The 19,530-nt window shown below is 74.1% G+C and carries 21 protein-coding genes; 11 read left to right on the plus strand and 10 right to left on the minus strand.

Going from position 1 to position 19,530, the window contains the following annotated elements:
- Window positions 1–17 precede the first annotated feature (17 nt).
- The gene (locus ACH499_RS32135) at window positions 18–731 is read left to right on the plus strand and encodes an ArsR/SmtB family transcription factor (RefSeq protein ID WP_399020319.1); all 714 of its coding nucleotides are present in this window, start codon (window positions 18–20) and stop codon (window positions 729–731) included.
- 67 nt (window positions 732–798) lie between these two features.
- Complete coding sequence (locus ACH499_RS32140; RefSeq protein ID WP_399020424.1) at window positions 799–1,764, plus strand: DMT family transporter; 966 nt, start codon at window positions 799–801, stop codon at window positions 1,762–1,764.
- Window positions 1,765–2,258: 494 nt separating this feature from the next.
- On the opposite strand, the gene ACH499_RS32145 is transcribed toward ACH499_RS32140, so the two are convergent.
- Together ACH499_RS32145 and ACH499_RS32150 are read right to left on the minus strand one after the other, a co-directional pair.
- Complete coding sequence (locus ACH499_RS32145) at window positions 2,259–3,356, minus strand: Zn-dependent alcohol dehydrogenase (protein WP_399020321.1); 1,098 nt, start codon at window positions 3,354–3,356, stop codon at window positions 2,259–2,261.
- Window positions 3,357–3,375: 19 nt separating this feature from the next.
- A complete protein-coding gene (locus ACH499_RS32150) occupies window positions 3,376–4,764 on the minus strand; it encodes an aldehyde dehydrogenase family protein (RefSeq protein WP_399020323.1) in 1,389 nt (462 codons plus the stop codon).
- Window positions 4,765–4,952: 188 nt separating this feature from the next.
- On the opposite strand from ACH499_RS32150, the gene ACH499_RS32155 reads away from it, so the two are divergent.
- The 4 genes from ACH499_RS32155 (at window position 4,953) to ACH499_RS32170 (ending at window position 7,011) form a co-directional block, all read left to right on the plus strand.
- A complete protein-coding gene (locus ACH499_RS32155; protein WP_399020325.1) occupies window positions 4,953–5,525 on the plus strand; it encodes a TetR/AcrR family transcriptional regulator in 573 nt (190 codons plus the stop codon).
- Window positions 5,522–5,917: a DUF6463 family protein gene (locus tag ACH499_RS32160; RefSeq protein ID WP_356204693.1), complete on the plus strand. Its 396-nt coding sequence runs from the start codon at window positions 5,522–5,524 to the stop codon at window positions 5,915–5,917. The genes ACH499_RS32155 and ACH499_RS32160 overlap by 4 nt, the downstream gene beginning before the upstream one ends.
- A gap of 69 nt (window positions 5,918–5,986) precedes the next feature.
- Window positions 5,987–6,535 (plus strand): hypothetical protein, encoded by a 549-nt coding sequence (locus tag ACH499_RS32165; protein ID WP_399020327.1) that lies wholly within the window; start codon window positions 5,987–5,989, stop codon window positions 6,533–6,535.
- 59 nt (window positions 6,536–6,594) lie between these two features.
- The gene (locus tag ACH499_RS32170) at window positions 6,595–7,011 is read left to right on the plus strand and encodes an acyl-CoA thioesterase (protein WP_399020329.1); all 417 of its coding nucleotides are present in this window, start codon (window positions 6,595–6,597) and stop codon (window positions 7,009–7,011) included.
- 27 nt (window positions 7,012–7,038) lie between these two features.
- Here the strand turns inward: ACH499_RS32170 and ACH499_RS32175 are convergent, their stop codons facing one another.
- The 5 genes from ACH499_RS32175 to ACH499_RS32195 all read right to left on the minus strand — a co-directional run bounded on the left by ACH499_RS32175 (window position 7,039) and on the right by ACH499_RS32195 (window position 11,551).
- Complete coding sequence (locus tag ACH499_RS32175; protein ID WP_356204689.1) at window positions 7,039–7,236, minus strand: hypothetical protein; 198 nt, start codon at window positions 7,234–7,236, stop codon at window positions 7,039–7,041.
- Between the two features lie 129 nt (window positions 7,237–7,365).
- Window positions 7,366–8,601: an MFS transporter gene (locus ACH499_RS32180; RefSeq protein ID WP_399020332.1), complete on the minus strand. Its 1,236-nt coding sequence runs from the start codon at window positions 8,599–8,601 to the stop codon at window positions 7,366–7,368.
- A 76-nt stretch (window positions 8,602–8,677) separates the two neighbouring features.
- Window positions 8,678–10,117 (minus strand): CitMHS family transporter, encoded by a 1,440-nt coding sequence (locus ACH499_RS32185; protein WP_399020334.1) that lies wholly within the window; start codon window positions 10,115–10,117, stop codon window positions 8,678–8,680.
- Window positions 10,118–10,301: 184 nt separating this feature from the next.
- Window positions 10,302–10,919: a TetR/AcrR family transcriptional regulator gene (locus ACH499_RS32190; RefSeq protein ID WP_356204683.1), complete on the minus strand. Its 618-nt coding sequence runs from the start codon at window positions 10,917–10,919 to the stop codon at window positions 10,302–10,304.
- Window positions 10,916–11,551, minus strand: coding sequence for a hypothetical protein (locus ACH499_RS32195; protein ID WP_399020336.1), 636 nt, complete (start codon window positions 11,549–11,551; stop codon window positions 10,916–10,918). Before ACH499_RS32195 ends, ACH499_RS32190 begins: the two co-directional genes overlap by 4 nt.
- Before the next feature lie 160 nt (window positions 11,552–11,711).
- On the opposite strand from ACH499_RS32195, the gene hmgA reads away from it, so the two are divergent.
- Genes hmgA through ACH499_RS32210 form a run of 3 tightly spaced genes read left to right on the plus strand, consistent with a single transcriptional unit; the run spans window position 11,712 to window position 14,987 of the window.
- A complete protein-coding gene (gene hmgA, locus ACH499_RS32200) occupies window positions 11,712–13,028 on the plus strand; it encodes a homogentisate 1,2-dioxygenase (protein ID WP_399020338.1) in 1,317 nt (438 codons plus the stop codon).
- 26 nt (window positions 13,029–13,054) lie between these two features.
- Window positions 13,055–13,804 (plus strand): GntR family transcriptional regulator, encoded by a 750-nt coding sequence (locus tag ACH499_RS32205; protein WP_356204678.1) that lies wholly within the window; start codon window positions 13,055–13,057, stop codon window positions 13,802–13,804.
- A gap of 22 nt (window positions 13,805–13,826) precedes the next feature.
- Window positions 13,827–14,987, plus strand: coding sequence for a type ISP restriction/modification enzyme (locus tag ACH499_RS32210; protein ID WP_399020340.1), 1,161 nt, complete (start codon window positions 13,827–13,829; stop codon window positions 14,985–14,987).
- A 23-nt stretch (window positions 14,988–15,010) separates the two neighbouring features.
- On the opposite strand, the gene ACH499_RS32215 is transcribed toward ACH499_RS32210, so the two are convergent.
- Window positions 15,011–15,715, minus strand: coding sequence for a TetR/AcrR family transcriptional regulator (locus ACH499_RS32215; RefSeq protein ID WP_365602725.1), 705 nt, complete (start codon window positions 15,713–15,715; stop codon window positions 15,011–15,013).
- 63 nt (window positions 15,716–15,778) lie between these two features.
- On the opposite strand from ACH499_RS32215, the gene ACH499_RS32220 reads away from it, so the two are divergent.
- Both ACH499_RS32220 and ACH499_RS32225 read left to right on the plus strand, forming a co-directional pair.
- On the plus strand, window positions 15,779–16,723 hold the full coding sequence (locus ACH499_RS32220) for an ATP-binding cassette domain-containing protein (RefSeq protein WP_399020342.1): 945 nt from the start codon (window positions 15,779–15,781) through the stop codon (window positions 16,721–16,723).
- On the plus strand, window positions 16,720–17,529 hold the full coding sequence (locus ACH499_RS32225; protein WP_399020344.1) for an ABC transporter permease: 810 nt from the start codon (window positions 16,720–16,722) through the stop codon (window positions 17,527–17,529). The genes ACH499_RS32220 and ACH499_RS32225 overlap by 4 nt, the downstream gene beginning before the upstream one ends.
- 161 nt (window positions 17,530–17,690) lie before the next feature.
- On the opposite strand, the gene ACH499_RS32230 is transcribed toward ACH499_RS32225, so the two are convergent.
- Together ACH499_RS32230 and ACH499_RS32235 are read right to left on the minus strand one after the other, a co-directional pair.
- A complete protein-coding gene (locus ACH499_RS32230; RefSeq protein ID WP_356204672.1) occupies window positions 17,691–17,960 on the minus strand; it encodes a hypothetical protein in 270 nt (89 codons plus the stop codon).
- 693 nt (window positions 17,961–18,653) lie between these two features.
- Window positions 18,654–19,457 (minus strand): SGNH/GDSL hydrolase family protein, encoded by an 804-nt coding sequence (locus tag ACH499_RS32235; protein WP_356204670.1) that lies wholly within the window; start codon window positions 19,455–19,457, stop codon window positions 18,654–18,656.
- Between the last annotated feature and the right edge of the window lie 73 nt (window positions 19,458–19,530).

A 19,530-nucleotide genomic window follows, 5' to 3' on the forward strand; every position in this document is an offset into this window, starting at 1 on the left:
TGCACCATCCTGGACCCATGACCGACAAGGACGGGACGGCGCCGGGGCTCGCACGGCTGGCCGCGCTGATCGCCGACGAGACCAGGGCGGCCTGCCTGCTGGCGCTGCTCGACGGACGGGCCTGGACCGCGGGCGAGCTGGCCCGGCACGCGGGCGTCGCCGCGTCCACGCTGAGCGAGCACCTGGGCAAGCTCGTCGCCGGCGGGCTGCTCACCGAGGAACGGCAGGGACGGCACCGCTACGTGCGGCTGGCCGACGAGCGGATCGCACACCTGGTGGAGGACCTGGCCGCGCAGGTCGCGCCCGAGGCCGCGGCCCGGCGTCCGCGCACCCTGCGGGCGTCGAGCACCGGATCGGCGATGGCCCGCGGGCGCACCTGCTACGACCATCTCGCCGGGCGGCTCGGGATCACGGTCACCGACGCGCTGACCGGGCGCGGGCTGCTGCGCCAGGACACCGGGTTCGCACTCACGGACGCGGGCATCGGCTGGTTCGACGCCGCCGGGATCCGTCTCGAACGCACGGGGCGCCGCCCGCTGGCCCGGGCGTGTCTGGACTGGACCGAGCGCCGCCCGCACCTCGCGGGGGTCGCGGGCGCGGCCCTGTGCCGGCACGCGCTGGACGTCGGCTGGTGCGTGCGCATCGGCTCGGAGCGGGCGGTGAAGGTGACGGCCGCGGGCGAGGACGCGCTGTCCGAACTGCTCGGCATCGATCCGGTGTCGCTGCGCTGAACGCGCCGGACGCCGTCCGGAACCCGCCGGTCGCCCGGCCTCTCCCCTTCCTAGCCTCAGGAGCATGATGAGCAACGCCCCGTCCCGTCGTCCGCGGCTGCTCGCGGCCGGTGCCGCCACGGTCACCGTCGTGCTGTGGGCCTCCGCCTTCGTCTCGATCCGCAGCGCGGGCGAGGCCTACTCCCCCGGCGCGCTGGCCCTCGGCCGGCTGCTCTCGGGCGCGCTGACCCTGGGGGTGATCTGCCTGCTGCGCCGCGAGGGGCTGCCGCCCCGGTCGGCGTGGCGGGGGATCGCGCTGTCCGGGCTGCTGTGGTTCGGCTTCTACATGGTGGTCCTGAACTGGGGCGAGCAGCAGGTGGACGCCGGTACGGCCGCGCTGGTGGTGAACATCGGCCCGATCCTCATCGCCCTGCTCGGCGCACGGCTGCTCGGGGACGCGCTGCCGCCGCGGCTGGTGGCGGGGATGGCGGTGTCGTTCGCCGGTGCGGTGACGGTGGGACTGTCGATGTCCGGGGAGGGCGGGTCCTCGCTGTTCGGGGTGGTGCTGTGTCTGCTGGCCGCCGTGGCGTACGCGGGCGGGGTGGTCGCCCAGAAGCCGGTGCTGGGGCGGGCGAGCGCGCTGCAGGCGACGACGTGGGGGTGCGTGGTGGGGGCGGTGGTGTGCCTGCCGTTCGCCGGGGAGCTGGTGCGCGAGGCGGCCGACGCGCCCGCCTCCGCGACGCTCAACATGGTGTACCTGGGCGTGTTCCCGACCGCGCTGGCGTTCACGACCTGGGCGTACGCCCTCGCCCGGACGACGGCGGGCCGGATGGGCGCGACGACGTACGCGGTGCCGGCCCTCGTCGTGCTGCTGTCCTGGCTCACCCTCGGCGAGGTGCCGGGCCCCCTCACCCTGGCGGGCGGAGCGCTGTGCCTGGCGGGCGTGGCGGTGTCCCGGTCGCGAAGGCGGGCGACGGGACCGGCACCGGAGCGGGACGGGGCTCCGGCGACGAATGGGGCGCGGGGGCGTGAGGACGCCCGCGAGCAGGCATGAACTCGGGGGCGGGGGCCCGGGGACCGGCGCGGTACGGGTTCCGTCGCCCACCCGCTCGCGGGGGGCGCGGTACCGGGCCGGGCCCGCGAGCGGGCGGGCCGGGAGCCCCGCCGCGAGGCCCCTGCTGACGGCGTCCGACCGGCGCCGGGGGGGCGCCCGCCCGGCGCCCCGGCCACGGACCGCCGTCGCAGGCCACCTTCCCGGGGCACCGACGGGAACCGCGAGAACCCCGGTCGGCCTGTCGCGGCGCGCGGCCCCCCTCACCGACGGTGCCGAGGCGTCCCCGGGCGGGAGCGGGCCACCCTCCCCGGACACCGACGCCACCGTCGTCCGCCGGGGGACGGTGGCCCCTGCCAGGCCACCGACGGGAACCGCCGGAACCCGGCGCGGCCCCGCACCGGGAGACGCGGAACCGCGCCGCAGCCCCGCCCGCCGGCGTCGCCGCCCAACCCCTACGGTCCGTCGAACGGCGGCCCGAGCCGGCGCGCCTCGCGTCAGAAGACCACCAGCGACCGGCCCCCCTTGCCCGCCAGCATGTTCCCGAAGGCCGCCGGGATGCCGTCGAGGGGGATGCGTTCCGTCACCAGGGCGGCCAGGTCCAGCCGGCCGGTGCGGACGTGTTCGGCCAGTACGGGCAGGTCTCGGGCGGGGTCGGCGTTCCCGTAGACGCAGCCGGTCAGGGTGCGGCCCCAGTGGAAGATCTCCAGGGCGTTGAAGGTGACCTGCTGGTCCTTGCCGCCGATGCCGACGACCGTGGTGCGTCCGCCGCGCCGGGTGGAGTCCCAGGCCGTGCGGATGGTGACCGCGCGGCCGACGCACTCGACGGCCACGTCGACGCCCTGCTTGCCGGTGAGGGCCCGGATCTCGCGGGCGGTGGTGTCGGAGGCGACGAGGTAGTCGGTGGCGCCGGCGGCGCGCGCCAGTTCCTCCTTCTCCGGCGAGACGTCGACCGCGACGATCTTCGAGGCGCCCGCGATGCGGGCCGCCTGGAGGGTGGCCAGGCCCACTCCTCCGGCGCCGAACACGGCGACCGTCTCGCCCTCGCGGACCTGGGCCGCGTGGTGGACGGCGCCGTAGCCGGTGAGGACGGCGCAGCCGAGCAGGGCGGCGTCGGTGAGCGGGATGCCGTCGGGGCAGGGCAGGACGCAGGACGCGGGCACCACCGTCTCCTCGGCGAACGCGGCGACGTTCAGGCCGGGGTGCAGACCGGTGCCGTCGTCGGCGCGGCGGGCGTGCGTGTTCGCGGCGCCGGTCAGGGCGTCGGCGCACAGCCACACCTCGCCCAGCGAGCAGGGGTGGCAGGAGCCGCAGGACGGGGCCCAGTTGAGGACGACCCCGTCGCCGGGAGCGACATGGGTGACGCCCTCTCCGACGGCGAGGACCGTGCCGGCGCCCTCGTGACCGAGGACGGCGGGCAGCGGCACGCGCATGGTGCCGTTGGACAGGGACAGGTCGGAGTGGCAGACCCCGGCGGCGGCGAGCCGCACCCGGACCTGGCCGGGGCCCGGTTCCGGCAGCTCTATCCCGGTGATCTCCAGCGGTGCGCCGACGGCGGGGACGACGGCGGCGCGGACGACATCACGTACGGCCATGGCGTGGGCAACTCCCGGGCTAGAACTGGAAGGACTTGGTCTGGAGGTACTCGGCGAGTCCGTGCCGGCCGAGTTCGCGGCCGACGCCGGACTGCTTGTAGCCGCCGAACGGCGCCAGCGGGTTGAACCGGCCGCCGTTGATGTCGACCTGTCCGGTGTCCATGCGGCGGGCGAAGGCGACCGCCTCCGCCTCGTCCCCGGCCCAGACGGCGCCGGCGAGCCCGTAGACCGTGCCGTTGGCGATCCGCAGGGCGTCCTCCTCGTCGTCGTAGCGCAGGACGGACAGGACGGGGCCGAAGATCTCCTCCTGGGCGACGGTCATGTCCTCGGTCACGTCGGCGAGGACGGTCGGGCTCACGAAGTATCCCCGCTCGCGCGGGGCTTCGGGGCCTCCGGCGACGAGGCGCGCGCCCTCGGCGACGCCCTGCTCGATGTAGCCCCGCACCCGGTCCCGCTGCCTGGCGTTCACGACCGGGCCGATCCGGTCCCCGTACTTCGCGGCGGCCTCGGCCGCGAGCGCCACGGCTTCGTCGTACCGGTCGCGGTGGACCAGCATCCGGGTCCAGGCGCTGCACGTCTGGCCGGAGTTGGACATGACGTTGGCGACGCCGACGTTCACGGCCCTGGCCAGGTCGGCGCTCGGGAGGATGACGTTGGCGGACTTGCCGCCGAGTTCGAGGGCGACGCGTTTGACGGCCGCGCCGGCGAGGGCGCCGATCCGGCGGCCCACCGCCGTGGAGCCGGTGAAGGAGACCATGTCGACGTCCGCGTGCTCGGCGAGGGCCTGGCCGGCGACCGGGCCGAGTCCGGTGACGAGGTTGAAGACGCCCGCCGGGACGCCCGCCTCGTGCACCGCCCCGGCGAAGAGCCGTGCGGTGAGCGGGGTGTCCTCGGCGGGCTTGAGCACGACCGTGCAGCCTGCGGCGAGGGCCGGGGCGGCCTTGGCGACGATCTGGTGGAGGGGGTAGTTCCAGGGGGTGATGGCGCCCACCACGCCGACGGGCTCGTGGTGGACGACGGAGTTGCCCACCTTCTCCTCGAAGGCGTACGTCGCGGCCAGTTCGGCGTAGGAGCCGGCGACCGCGATGGGGACGGCGGCGTGCACGGCCTGCGAGAACGGCAGCGGTGAGCCCAGCTCGGCGGTGACGGTCGCGGCGATCTCGTCCTTGCGGGCCGCGAGCACGTCCCGCAGGGTGGCCAGGCGCGCGGCGCGTTCGGCGGGCGGGGTGGCGGCCCAGCCCGGCAGGGCGGCGCGGGCGGCCCGTACGGCCGTGTCGACGTCCACGGCCGTACCGGCGGGGACCGCGCCGATCACCTGCTCGTCGGCGGGGTTCACGACGTCGATCGTGTCGGGGCCGTCGGCGGGCCGCCAGGCGCCGTCGATGTACATGCCGTCGTGTGCCTTCATCGCGTTCCCTCCGGGCGGCTCGTCCTCGGCCCCAAACTAGCGCCGATAGTTTTACGGCACCAGGGGCGGCCACCATGGTGGCGCGGCTCACCCTCCCGCACGGCCGGCAGGCCACCGCTTCACCCGGACCAGCCTCCATACCATTCCGTATGGTACGGTCAGGGCGACCGACGAACACGGGCGGAGACATGGCGAGCAAGCGCGACTGGCTGGAGGAAGGGCTCAGGATCCTGAGCGAGGACGGCGCACCCGCGCTGACCATCGAGCGGCTGAGCACCCGTCTCGGCCTGACCAAGGGGTCCTTCTACCACCACTTCAAGGGCATGGCCGGGTTCCGGACCGACCTGCTCGCGCACTACGAGGACGAGCACACCAACCGCTACATCGCGGACGCGGAGCGCGCCGGGGAGGCGGCGGGGGCCAAGGTGGGCCGCCTGCTGGAGCTGGTCCTGGAGGACAAGGCCGCGAGCGACGGCCTGGAGATCGCCATGCGCGCCTGGGCGTTGCAGGACGCCGAGGCCCGAGCCCTCCAGGAGCGCGTGGACCGGGTACGCGTCGACTACCTGGAGTCGCTGGTGCGGGGCCTCGCCCCCGCGGAGCGCGATCCGGGGCCGGCGGCCCGCCTGCTGTACCTGCTGTGGGTCGGCGCCCAGCAGCTCGTCCCGCCGATGCCCGCCGAGGAACTGCGGGAGATCTACCTGCTCGCACTGCGGTCGGTCGAGCGGGACGAGGGATCCCGGCGGAGAGGACGGAGCTCGTGAGCGCACTGGCACGCTGGATACCGCGGCTCGTCATCGCGACCGCGGTGCTGCACTTCTGCTGGGCCTTCGCCCAGCCCAACGCCTGGGCGGACATGGCCGGGGACGGTCTGTGGCGCACCGCCGCGGACTCCGGCGCACCCGAGTACTTCGAACGCGAGGCCACCGTCTGGTTCATGGCCTCCGGCATCGCGCTCCTCGCGCTGGGGACGCTCTCCCGGCACGTCCTGCGCACGACCGGCCGCCTGCCCGCACAGGTCGGCTGGTACCTGCTGGCGCTCGGCGTGCCGCTGTGCGTCATCTACTTCCCCGGCACCGGGAGCTGGGCGCTGCCCGTCATCGGCCTGCTCGCCCTGGCCGCCGCCCGCGAGACCCCGTCCGCCGGCCCGGACTGACCCACCGGGTCACCCGATCGTTCACGTACGCCCTCCCCGCACGACTCACGCGAAGAAAGCAGGGCACGCATGACGACGTCGACCACCTGCCCGCCCTCCGCCGTGCCGCCGCCGGCCCGCTGGGCGGCATGGGCGGCCTGGGCCGCTCCGCTGGGCGTCCTGCCGTCCGCCGTCTGGCGCACCGCGGTCGCCTTCACCGACGGGCACCGGCCCGGGGAGATCGCCTACATGACGGTGCTGAGCGTCCTCACGGTGGGGCTGGCGTTCCTCACCGTCGGCCTGGTGCGGAGCTGGGGCGAGGTCTTCCCCCGCTGGGTCCCCGGGCTCGCCGGGCGCCCGGTACCGGCCCGCACCGTCGTCCGCGTCGCGCGCACCGGCGGCGCCGTCCTCGTCCTCATCACCCTGTACGGCGTCCTCAACAGCCTCTTCGGCTTCGTCGACGAAGCACCGAGGCTCATCGGCCAGGCGAAGGAGTACGACAAGCCCGAGGCCTGGGTCGGCTACCTGTACCTGCCCGCCGCCGCCTGGGGGTTCCTCGTGCTCGCCGTGGCCCGGGACTACGCCCGCCGGACGTCGGGCCGGCCGGCCGGCGGGGCGACCGCCTCGCAGCCGGCCTGAGACGAGCCCCTTCACGCAAGCACCTGTTCACACCCACGCTCACGCCCGAGGAGACAGTCATGCCCTTCAGCGTCCGGCTCACCGTGCGGTCCTACGAGATCGACACCCAGGGCCATGTGAACGGCGCCGTCTACCACCAGTACGCGGATCACGCGCGCGCCGAGTGCCTGCGTGCCGCCGGCGTCTCGCTCCGCGACCTGCTGGCCACCGGGGTCGGGCCGGTGACCCTGGAGAACACCGTCCGCTACCACCACGAACTGCGCGCCGGTGACACGGTCGACGTCACCTGCGACTTCGTCTGGGGGGACGGCAAGACCTCCCGGGTGGTGCAGCGCTTCCTCCGCCCCGACGGCACGCTCGTCGCCGAGGTCACCGGGACCGGCGGGCTGCTGGACCTCGCGGAGCGCCGGCTGGTGTCCGACCCCGGGGAGCGCTGGCGGGCGCTGGCCGCCCACCCGGAGGTCCTGAACCTCTGAGGACGGCGGGCGCCGTTCGACGGCGTCTCATTCGTCCGTGCTGCCGGCGCCACCCCTGTTCGGCTTCCCGCCGGAACGGCCGGCGGCGCGCACCAGTTCCCCGGCCAGCACGGTGGTCTTCGCCACCGCCCGCGTCCAGGGCGGGCCGCCCCGGGCCGCCCACACCACGCAGACGCAGCCGCCCACGGCCAGGACGAGAATCCCCGACAGAACGATCAGGCCCATGCCACCCCTTGCTTGCCGACGCCGTTGCCCACGGGCGGAGTTCGCGCAGAACGCCGAACCCACGGGCGACATCCTGCCAGCCCCCGCCGCGCCCCGTTCACCCGCTCCCCGGCGACAGCGGCGCGGCGGTCAACGCGGCGAACGGCGCGGCGGGCGGGTGCGCCGGGTGCCCTCGGCGGGGGCGGCGTCACCGTGCGGGCGGGCGGACCGGGAACGCAGGGCCGTGCCCGAGGAGAGCAGGAGCAGCGCCCCGAGCATCACGAACGGCGCGGCCACGCCCGCGGCACCGGCGATCAGACCGGCCGCCGCGGGCGCGGCGACCTGGCCGAGGCGGTTGCCGGTCAGGCGCAGGGCGAGGGCGGTGGAGCGGGCCTCGGCGGGGGCCGCCTGGACGACGGTCGTCATGGACAGCGGCTGGCCGACGCCCAGGCAGAAGCCGAGGGCGACGAGCATCAGCCCCAGCACCCACACCGGCACCGGCAGCGCGACCCCGGCGCACAGCACCGCCGCCAGCAGGCAGGTGACCGTGAGCAGGGCGGTGCGGCCGAGCCACCGCAGCAGGGGCGTCAGCACGAGCCGGCAGGCGATCGTGGCGGCGGCCCGCAGGCTGAGGAGGACGCCGATCACGGCGGGGGCGATGCCGCGGTGCTCGCCGACCACCGGCAGGTAGGCGGTGAGGATGTCGGTCGCGGACAGCACGGAGAGGCTGATCAGGATGCCCGCGGGCACCCCCCGGGCGCGCAGGATGCCGAGCACGGGGACGCGCTCGCCCCGCCCGGTGCGGGCCCCGGGCGCCGCCGGGTGCTCGATCCGCCACAGGGACGTGAGGGCGACCGCCGCGCCCGCTCCGGCGACGACCAGGGCGAGGGCGCTGCTGCCCGCCATGTCCCGGCCGCCGATCAGGGCGCCCGCCGCGACGGGGCCGATGAGCTGGCCGAGCGAGGCCCCGATGGTGAAGTGGCCGAAGTTGCGGTCCTGTTCGTGCGGCGCGGACTGGCGGGCGACCAGCGACTGGGCGCCGATGACGAAGCAGAGGTGCCCGAGGCCCATGACGCCGCTCCACAGCGCCATCGCCCACAGCGACCCGGCGAGGCCGCTCAGCGCGCAGCCGCCGGCGATCAGGACGACGCCGGCGGGCAGCAGCGGGGCGCAGCGGCCGTGGTCGGTGCGGCGGCCGAGCGGTACGGCGGCGAACAGCGGCAGCAGCGCGTAGACGCCGGCGATGACGCCGACCGCCGTCTCGTCCGCGCCCAGGGCGAGGGCCCGGTAGGAGACGGCGGGCCGGGCCATCGACACCGCCCCCTGCGCGAAGCCGAAGGCGATGACGAGGCGGAGCAGCCAGCCCCGGTTCCCACCGGGCCCCATGGTCGTGTCCTTCCGGGTACGGGCCCGGCACCTGAGCGGCGCCGGGCCGATCGTCGGGTGATGCCGGGGGCGATCGTCAGATGATGCCGAACAGGATGCCCGCCGCGAGGATCACCAGGCTGGTGAGGACCGCCCACTTCACCACGAACCGGGTGTGGTCGCCGAACTCGACCTTGGCCATGCCGACCAGGACGTACACGGCGGGGACGAGCGGGCTGGACATGTGCAGCGGCTGGCCGACGATGGAGGCGCGGGCGATCTCCAGGGCGGAGACCCCGTGCGCCTGCCCGGCCTCGGCGAGCACCGGCAGGACACCGAAGTAGAAGCCGTCGTTGGACATGAAGTAGGTGAGCGGCAGGCTCAGCAGGCCGGTGACCAGGCCCATGTGCGGGCCCATGCCGTCGGGGATGGTGTCGACCAGCCACCTGGCCATGTGGTCGACCATGCCGGTGCCGGTGAGGACGCCGGTGAAGACGGCGGCGGCGAAGACCATGCCGGAGACGTTGAGGACGTTGTCGGCGTGGGCCGCGATGCGGGCCTTCTGGTCGGGGATGTGCGGGAAGTTGACGGTGAGCGCGAGCGCGGCGCCGATCAGGAACAGCACCGGGATCGGCAGCCACTCCATGATCATGGCGGTCAGCAGGACGACCGTGAGCAGCGCGTTGAACCAGTACAGCTTGGGCCGCAGCGTGGCCCGGTGGGGGTCGAGGCCCTGGAAGTCGTCGCCCGTCGTTCCCTCGCCGCCGTGGCCGGACGCCTTGCCGGCACCGGCTCCGGCGCCCGCACCGGACCCGCCCCGGGAAGCCGTGCCGGGGCCCTCGGCGACCGCCGTGCCCGCGCCGGCGCCGACCAGCACCGTCTCGGTCTCGTCCTCGCGCACCAGCGCCTCGTCCAGCGTCAGGGTGCCGAGCCGCCGGCGCTCGCGCAGACCGAGGACGTAGGCCAGGGCGACGACGGCGGCCAGGCCGACGGCCAGGGCCGGGATCATGGGCACGAAGATGTCGGAGGCGTCGACCTTCAGCGCGGTGGCGGCGCGGGCGGTGGGGCCGCCCCACGGCAGGGTGTTCATCACGCCGTTCGCCATGGCGGCGACGCCCGTCATCACGACCAGGCTCATCTTGAGGCGCTTGTAGAGCGGGTACATCGCCGAGACGGTGATCATGAAGGTGGTGGAGCCGTCGCCGTCGAGGGAGACGATCGCGGCGAGCAGCGCGGTGCCGACGACGATCCGCATCGGGTCGGCCTTGCAGAATTTCAGGATCGCGCGGACGACCGGGTCGAACAGCCCGACATCGATCATCACACCGAAGTAGACGATCGCGAACATGAGCATCGCCGCGGTGGGGGCGAGGCTGGACACGCCGTCGATGACGTAGTCGCCGAGCTGGGCGCCCTTGCCGACGAACACGCAGAACAGCGAGGGGATCAGTACGAGCGCCGCGATCGGCGACATCTTCTTCATCATGATCAGGACCAGGAAGGTCGCGATCATGGCGAAGCCGAGGATGGTCAGCATGAATGAGTACCTAACGTTCGCCCTTGAACATCCCACCGGGGCAGGCGGTGCGAGCGACGTTAGGGGCCGTCGAGCAGCGTTAACAAGACGTTGACATGCGAGCAATAAGCGCAAAACTCCAGGTCACGGCTCTGCTCAGGTCAGGCGTGGTCAAGATCCGGTCACGGGGGTGGGCTCCCGTGCCTCAGCCCAGCACCCGCTCCAGGTACGCCGTCAGCAACTCCCGCGCCTCCGCGATGATCGCCTCGTCCCCGTCCGGGGCCATCCGGAAGGCGAGCTGGACGAGGGTGTCGGCGGTCTCCACGGCGACCAGGAAGGCGCGGCGCAGGTCCTCGTCGGGGGTGCGGCCGAGGTGGCCGGCGAGCAGTTCGGTGAGCTGGTCGGCGACGCGGTGGTTGGGCTCGGCCTGGCGGTCGCCGACGGGGATCTGGTTGCCGAAGTCGACGAGGGAGAAACCGGGCGCGGTCCGCTTCATCGCCAGGTACTCGTCGAGCACGGCGTCGAGGGCGCCGCGCCAGCCTCGGTCGCCCGTCCGCGCCAGCCGCTCGGTGACGCGTTCGGCGTAGCGCTCGAGGTTGCGCTGGGCCAGCGCGTCGGCCATCTGCCGCTTGTTGCCGAAGAAGCGGTACACGGAGCCGATGGGGACGCCGGCGCGCTGGGCCACGGCCCGGGTGCTCAGGGCGTCGTAGCCGGCCTCGTCGAGGAGGGCGGCGCACGCGTCGAGGATCCGGGTCAGCCGTTCGGCGCTGCGCCGCTGCACGGGGGCGCGGCGGAGCTGGGTCGCGTGGGGCACGTGCCTCATGATGCCCCTCCGGCACGCTCGGGTGAACGGTTACTTCCGGTACCGATCGAGGCGCAGGCGGAGTTCGGCCGGGTCGCGTCTGCCTTCTCCCCCTCTGCGCCGCCGGGGGCGGGCTCGGTGGCGCCGGCGGGCCGCGCATGCGAGGCGGTGACGTCCGCCGTGCTCTCCACCGGCTCCCCGCCGACGGCCCAGACGGTGCCGTCGTCCGCGTACAGGCGCGCGGTGACCCGGTGGGTGCCGCGCGGCACGAGCCCGGCGGCGAGGCGGTGGCGCGGTCCGCGCAGGCGGGTGACGAGGTCGCCGTCGACGAAGAGGTGTGCCACCCCTCGGCCGGGCACGGCACGCGCCGGTGTTCCCCGAGGGGAGAAGCGGAAGGCGCGGACGGTCAGCCGGACGTCCCAGCCGTCGCCGGCGGCGGGTTCCACCTCGATGCCGACCTCGGGCGGGCGCCCGGCGTGCGCCTCCCGGTAGCGCCGGCCGTCCTCGTCGGTGCGGTCGAGGAGCCTGCCCGCCGACGTGGGCGTCGTCCCGGTGACCGGCTCTTCCCTCCCCCTGGAGCCGCAGCCCGCGGATCCGGTCAGCAGCAGGACACAGACCGCGAGCGCGGCGGATGCACCCCGCGTCCACGACATGCCGGGAGAGTAGAACACGGGTCCGACACCGCGTATCCCCCCGGGGACGGGTTCCGGTCATCGTCCGCGGGGAGGAGGACGAAGGTCCGCACGCCCTCTTGCGCCCGGGAAACCGCAATCCTACGGTGTGCCATAGGAATCACTGGCGAGGGAGCGATCGATGAGCGGGGACGCGCGGAAGACCGCGGAGGGCCTGACCTACCTGTCCGGCTTCGGCAACGAACACAGTTCCGAGGCCGTGCCCGGCGCACTTCCCGAGGGCCGGAACTCGCCGCAGCGGGCGCCCCTCGGGCTGTACGCGGAGCAGCTCAGCGGCACGGCGTTCACCGAGCCGCGGGCGCACAACCGGCGCTCGTGGCTGTACCGCATCCGCCCCTCGGCCGCGCACCCCGCGTTCACCCGGACGGGCAACGGCGCGCTCCGCACGGCCCCGTTCACCCAGTGCGTACCGGACCCGAACCGGCTGCGCTGGAACCCGCTGCCCGGCCCCGCCGCCGGGACGGACTTCCTGGCGGGCCTGTGGACCCTCGGCGGCAACGGCGACGTCACCCAGCGCACCGGCATGGCCGTGCACCTGTACCACGCCAACGCCTCCATGGAGCGCGTCTTCAGCGACGCCGACGGCGAGCTGCTCGTCGTCCCCGAGCGCGGGGGGCTGCTGCTGCGCACCGAGTTCGGGCTGCTGCACGCCGAGCCCGGCCATGTGGCGCTGATCCCGCGCGGGGTGCGCTTCCGGGTGGAGCTGCTGGACGCGGACGCCCGCGGCTACGTCTGCGAGAACTACGGCGCCCCCTTCACCCTGCCCGACCTGGGCCCGATCGGCGCCAACGGCCTCGCCAACGCGCGGGACTTCCAGGCCCCGGTCGCCGCGTACGAGGACGTGGAGGGCCCGGTGGAGGTGGTCAACAAGTTCTGCGGCAACCTGTGGTCCGCGACCTACGGCCACTCCCCCCTCGACGTGGTCGCCTGGCACGGCAACCACGTGCCGTACGTCTACGACCTGCGCCGCTTCAACGTCATCGGCACCATCTCGTACGACCACCCGGACCCGTCGATCTTCACGGTGCTCACCTCCCCGTCGGACACGCCGGGTCTCGCGGGCGTCGACTTCGTGGTCTTCGCGCCGCGCTGGCTGGTGGGCGAGGACACCTTCCGGCCGCCGTACTTCCACCGGAACGTGATGAGCGAGTACATGGGCCTGATCGAGGGCGCCTACGACGCGAAGGCCGAGGGTTTCGTGCCGGGCGGCGGCTCGCTGCACAACATGATGTCGGCGCACGGCCCGGACCGGGAGACGTTCGACCGGGCGAGCGCGGCCGAGCTGAAGCCGCAGAAGATCGACGACGGGCTGGCGTTCATGTTCGAGACCCGGTGGCCGGTGAGCCTCACGCCCCAGGCGGCCCGCGCCGAACACCTCCAGCAGGGCTACGACGCCGTCTGGCGCGGCCTCGAGCGTCACTTCCGCCCCTTGCACTGACGTTTCCCTACCGGTACGGATGGCCCGTGACCTCCTTCGCCCCGGACTCCATCGTCCTGAACCGCAAGCTGCCGCTCTGGTACCAGGTGTCGCAGTCGCTGCGCGCCTCGATACTCGGCCGCTCGCCCCGGGACCCGCTGCGCCTGCCCACCGAGGAGCAGCTCGCCGGGCACTACGGGGTGAGCGTGCTGACGATGCGGCAGGCCCTCAAGGAGCTGGAGGACGAGGGGCTGATCACGCGCCACCGCCGGCGGGGGACGTTCATCGAGCCGCACGCGAGGCGGGGCGCCCCGGTGCGGCTGCTGGGCTCGGTGGACGCCATCGTGGCCCAGCAGTCCGGCATGAAGGCCGAGCTGCTGGACCACGGCACCGCCCCCGTCCCGCCCGAACTCGCCGAGTACTTCCCGGAGCTGGCCGAGGCGGCGACGTACCACCGGCTGCGCTGCGACGAGAAGACCGGTGAGCCCACCAACCACGCCCGCAACTGGATCCGTCCCGAACTGGCCGCCCGCATCGACCCGGACGACCTGGCCCGCTGGCCGATGACCAAGGTGCTGCGGGACGTGGTGGGCATGGACATCAGCCGGATCACGGACACGGTGGAGGCCCGGCTCGCGGACCCGGAGACGGCACGGCTGCTCGAAGTCCCGCTGCTCAGCCCGATCCTGCACTACACGGGCATCACGTACGACACCGAGGGCCGGGTGCTGGACGTGGCCGTCATCCACTACCGGGGGGACCGCTTCTCCTTCACGGTCACCCTGGATGCCACCTGAGGGCGCGGCGCCCCGTCGTACGATGCCGGGCGTGACGCAGCACGAGGACGCCCCGCCGCTGGCGGACCTCATGCCGTGGTCCGTCGCACCGCCGCGGCTCGGCCGGGGGTGGCCGGCGGCCCCCGACACGGCGTCCCTGAAGGCCCGCTGGGACACCCTGGTGCGGGCCGAGGGCCCCGACCGGGAAGCGCTGTTCGAGCCCTCCCGCGCACGCACCCCGCACACGGCGGTCGGACGGCTGCCGGGCACGTCCGGCACCACCGAGCGGCTGTCACGCGCCCCGGGCCCCTGCCCGGAGCCGGTACGGGTGCTGCGCGCGCCCTTCGACGAGCAGTGGCTGATCCCCGACCACCGGCTGATCGACGCGGCCCGTCCCGAGCTGTGGCGGGTGGCCGACGCGCGGCAGGTCTTCGTGGTGGAGGCGTCCGACGCCGCCGGCCCGCTGCTGCTGGCGACCTCGCACCTGCCCCTGCTCGGCCCGTCCCGTGTCCGCCCCCTGCACCGGCGCCCCGGCGGAGGCGAGCCGAATCTCGCCCCCGGGCTGCTGGACCACCTGGCCGGCCGGCTCGGCGTGCGTCCCGAGCCGCTTGACGTGCTGGCGTGGGCCGTGACGGCCCTCCGCCCCGGCTCCGTGGTCCCGCTCACCGCCGACCGGGCGCTGTGGGAGCACGGCGTGGCCCTGGGCCGGCGCGCGCTGTGGCTGATGCGGCGCGACGGGGAGCGCCCCAGGCTGCCCGGCGGCCGCCGCCCGTACGTCCGCGCCCCGCTGCCGCCGCGCCCCCTGGCCCTGCGCTACGACCGGGACGAGGAGGCCCTGTACCTCGACGAGGGCCGCGTCTCCCCCGTGCCGCCGGATGCCTGGGACTTCGAGGTGGGCGGGGTGCGGGTGCTGGAGCGGTGGTTCGCGGCCCGTACCGCCGAGGGCGCGCCCGGCACGCTGGCGGCGATCCGCCCGTCCGGCTGGCCGCAGACCTGGACCTCCGAGCTGCTGGAGCTGATCACGGTCCTCGCCCTGCTGGCCGAAGTACGCCCGCGCGCCGCCGGGTTGACGGTGACGGAGCGGATCACGGCCTCGGAACTGCGCGCCGCGGGCGTGCTGCCGGTCCCCGCCGCGGCCCGTCGGCCCGCCTCGGTCCTGGACGCCCGGGAGGAGGGCCCGGAGGGGCAGTTGGCACTGCTGTAGCCGGCCCCGCGGGCCGGGCGCGCCTAGGCGAAGCCGTCCAGCACCCGTTCCAGGGCCCGTACGAAGACCGCCTCGAGGTCGATCGGTCCGGCGTCCTCCGCGAAGGAGGCGGCGAGCCGCGGATAGGCGCCGCTCGCGAGCTGCCGGCCCAGGTAGGCGATCCGCACCGCGTTCTCCTGCTCCTCGGACCAGGGCAGGGAGCGGGTGCGTTCGGCGGTGGCGAGTTCGTTGGTGACGTAGGTCGTCACGACGCCGTTGACCATCGCCACCAGTTCCATCTTCGTGCCGTAGGGCGCCGGGAAGGTGTCGAGGCAGGCCAGACAGTGCTCCAGGTAGCGCAGGGCGTTGGGGCTGAAGCCGTAGACCGGGGACATCAGCCGCGGCAGCCAGGGGTGCCGGTGCATCAGCGCGCGGGTCTGGTGGGCGACCCGGAGCATGTCGGCGCGCCAGTCGCCGCTCGGCTCCCACAGTTCGTGCTCGCCGCCGGCGGCGTCCATCATCAGCTCGTGCAGGTCCTCCTTGCGGGGGACGTAGTTGTAGAGCGACATGGTGCCGCAGCCCAGTTCGGCGGCGACGCGGCGCATCGAGACCGCGTCGAGGCCCTCGGCGTCCGCGATCCGCACCGCGGCGGCGGCGATGTCGGCGCGGGTGTACGCCGGTTTCGGCCCCCGGCCGGTGCGCTCGGGGCGCGCCCAGATCACTTCGGGTACGGCCGCTCGGCCCGCCATCGTTCATCACCTCGGCCACCATCCTAGTTACGTACAGCGTACGTAGTGCGCTATGGTCGACCCATGACTACTACGTACGCTGTACTTAGTGAAGGTCTGGAGAAGCGCTTCGGCGACGTGCGCGCGCTGCGGGGACTGGATCTCGCGGTGGCCGAGGGCTCGGTGTGTGGACTGCTGGGGCCGAACGGGGCGGGCAAGACGACGGCGGTCCGGCTGCTGACGACGCTGCTGCGCCCGGACGCCGGCTCGGCGCGGATCGCCGGGCACGACCTCGTGCGGGAGCCGGCGGCCGTGCGGCGCCGGATCGGTGTCACCGGGCAGTACGCGTCGGTCGACGGGGACCTCACGGGCCGCCAGAACCTGCGGTTGTTCGCCCGGCTGCACCGGGTGCGGAACGCCTCGGCGCGGGTCGACGAACTGCTCGAACGGTTCGGTCTGACCGGGGCCGCCGACCGGCCCGCGTCCACGCTCTCGGGCGGTATGCGGCGGCGCCTCGACCTGGCGGCGAGCCTGGTGCGCCGTCCCGAGGTGCTGTTCCTGGACGAGCCGACGACCGGGCTGGACCCGGCGGGCCGGAACCAGATCTGGGACGCGGTGCGCGCCCTGCGCCGGGACGGCACGACCGTGCTGCTGACCACGCAGTACCTGGAGGAGGCCGACCGGCTCGCCGACGACATCGCCCTGGTGGACCGGGGCCGGGTGCGGCACACGGGCTCACCGGACCGGCTCAAGGTGCTGGTCGGGACCTACGCGGAGGCCGTGGTCGCGGACGCCGACGCCATGGCGTCGGCCGCGGCGGTCCTGGACCGGCTCACCGGGGCGGAACCGGTGCTCGACCGGGAGCGCCGGGCGGTCGGCGCGGTGAGCAGGGATCCGGCGCTGACGCTCCCGGGTCTGGTGCGCGCGCTCGACGCGGCGGGCGTGCCCCTGGTGGACGCGAGCCTGCGCCCGCCGACCCTCGACGACGTCTTCCTCCGCCTGACCGGCAGCAAGGAGCGCGCAGCATGAGCACGACGACGGGAACGGCCGCGGTGTACGGCGCCGCCTACGACGGCGCCGCCATGCTGGGCCGCCAGCTCCGGCGGATCCGGAACAACCCTGGGCTGCTGATCCTCACCCAGTCGATGCCGGTGACGATGCTGCTGTTCTTCGGCTACGTCTTCGGCAGCGCGCTGGCGATGCCGGGCGCGGAGTACCGGTCGTTCCTGGTGCCGGGCCTGCTGGTGGCGACGGCCGCGAACGGGATCATGACGGGCATGTTCCAGGCCGCCCAGGACACGCACCGGGGGGTGACGGACCGGCTGCGCACGCTCCCGGTGAGCAGGGCGGCGGTGCCGCTCGGGCAGTCGGTCGCGGACGTGCTGGTCACGGCCGTCGGGACGGTGCCGTTCCTGCTGGTCGGGCTCGCGGTGGGCTGGCGGGTGGAGGGCGGCGCGGCGCGGGCGGCGGGGGCCGTGGGGCTGTTGCTGCTGTTCCGGTTCGCCACGACGTGGATCGGGATCCACCTCGGACTGCTCTCCCGCAGCGAGGAGGCCGCCGGTCAGCTCGGCGGGGCGACGTTCGTGCTGCCGCTGCTGTCCAACGCCTACATCCCGACCGAGGGGCTGCCGGGGTGGCTGCGCACGGTCGCCGAGTGGAACCCGATCAGTGCGGTGACCACGGCGTTGCGGGATCTGTTCGGCAACGCTCCCGCGCCGGAGGATGCGGCGTGGCCGGTGGCGCATCCGGTCGCGGGGTCGCTGGCCTGGTGTGCGGTACTGCTCGCGGTGTTCGTGCCGCTCGCCGTGCGCCGGTACGCACGCGGGGAGGGCTGAGCGGGCCGGGGGTGGGCCCGTGACGCCTCGGGCGGGGAGACGGCGGGACGGGATCCTGCCCGCGGCGAGCGGTCACACCGGGGCGCTGCCGCGTGCCGTGGGGATGACGGCCGGGTGTGCGGCGCCGCGCCGACGCGGTGTGAACCGCCTTGGCGCGGGCCTCAGTTGCTGCCGAAGAGCGAGCGGCGCAGTCGGCGCAGCGGTGCGAAGAGCGAGACCCGGCGGACCCGGGCACCCCTGCTGCTGTGCTGGTGCGCGGGCGCACGCGCGGTCAGCTCACGCATCAGCGACGTCGCCTCCACCGTCTCCCGCTGCGGGAGGGCCGGCCCTCCGAGCACCGCGAGATGGCGGTCGAGGCGCGAACTCGTCGCGCTGCTCCCGCAGGTGATCGCGGGCACCCTCGCCCTGGTGCGTACTGTTATCTGTTCCATGTCACTCCCCACCCGTACGAATCCACCCGGCCCGGGCAGGGTAACCCTATCTCCCCGGTGGGGCAGCCGTGTATCGCGGTCGCAGGATTCACCTTCCCCGTAAGGGTGTTGACGATCACTCTTCGATCACTCTTCGAATCCGGCCGATTTCAGGGCGAGTTGGACAACCGGGTTGTTCTCCGGCCCGGCGGAGGGCCTCGCGGGGGCCGCGGTCACGGTCGGTGACCGCTCGGACCGGCCGGGTTCCGGCGCGGTCGGGGCGTGTCGCCGCCGGGACGCGGGAGTCCCGGGCGGTGGGGCGCGGGCGGGTTCACGCGCCCACGTTCCGGGGGACCCTTCACGTCCAGGGGGCGGCATCCGCGCGGGGCTGAGCTGCTTCCGGGAGGAATCACCGGGACCGGACGCCGGGAGGAGCCGCGGGGACGTTCGGAGGGGACACCCCCGTGCTGCGCCGTGAGGCGGCCGCCGACGAAGTACGGCTGCCCCCCGCCGCGCGGGGCGGGGGGCACCTACCGCCGTCGCGGCGACGTTCACGCGGAGGCGGCCGAGGTGCACGGCCCGCGGGGAGGTGCGGGAGCCGGCCGCGGCCGCCTCGAACCTGATGGCGTTCTCCGTGACCCGTGAGCCGGAGACGAAGACCCCAAGGGGCGGAGCCTCCCCCTCCGGCTCTTCCGGAAATCCTTCCGCTTCCGGTCAGGCCACGTTGTTGAGCACCGGCAGGTAGCCGCTCGACTGGCCGGTGGCCGTCGGGTGGTACGACTCGCCGATGTTGAGCCAGTTCACGCTGTGCAGCCAGGAACTGCCGGAGCAGATCTCGTGCCCGGTGAAGGTGGAGCGGACGTCGCCGAAGGTGAAGCCGTGGTCGGCGGCCCGCTTGGCGATGGTGGCGTTGAGCAGGTCGGAGGCGTCGTTGATCGCCTTCCGCTTGGTCTCCGAGAGGCCGACGCAGGAGGTGCCGAGCTTGTAGAAGCGCGGGTAACCGATCACGACGACGCGGGCGTTGGGCGCCTTGCTCCGAATCGCGTTGTAAACGCTGTCGAGGTTGCCGGGGAGGGTCGACTGCACGTACGCCCGAGCGGTGTCGACCCGCGAGAGGCACGAGCTGTCGGACTGGAGCACACAGGTCGTCATGACGTCGGCGAACCCGGCGTCGTTGCCGCCGATGCTGATCGAGACGAGACCGGTGGAGGAGCTGAGCGGGCCGAGCTGTCCGCCGAGAACATCACCCGTACGGGCACCGGAGCAGGCGGTGAAGTCGAAGGACGAGGGTGAGTGCGAGGCCGCCCACAGGTACGGGTGGGCCTTCGTGCTGCGCTTGCAGTCGCCGCTGGAGCTGATGTAGCTGCCGGCTCCGACCCCGGAGGAGTAGGAGTCGCCGAGCGCCACATAGCCGCCGGCGGCGGTCTGGGAGGCCTCGGCGGTCGCGGCCCCGGTGAGGGCGGCGCCGGCGGCGAGGAGTACCGAAGTCAGGAAGCCGATAACACGAGGACGTCTCATGGCACCTCCGTTTAGCAGGATCTCTGCACCAACCGTGGTATCAGCTACGCGCGTTGACAGGAAGTGTCCATGC

The organism is Streptomyces sp. NPDC018947, assembly GCF_044390505.1.
Taxonomy (GTDB): domain Bacteria; phylum Actinomycetota; class Actinomycetes; order Streptomycetales; family Streptomycetaceae; genus Streptomyces.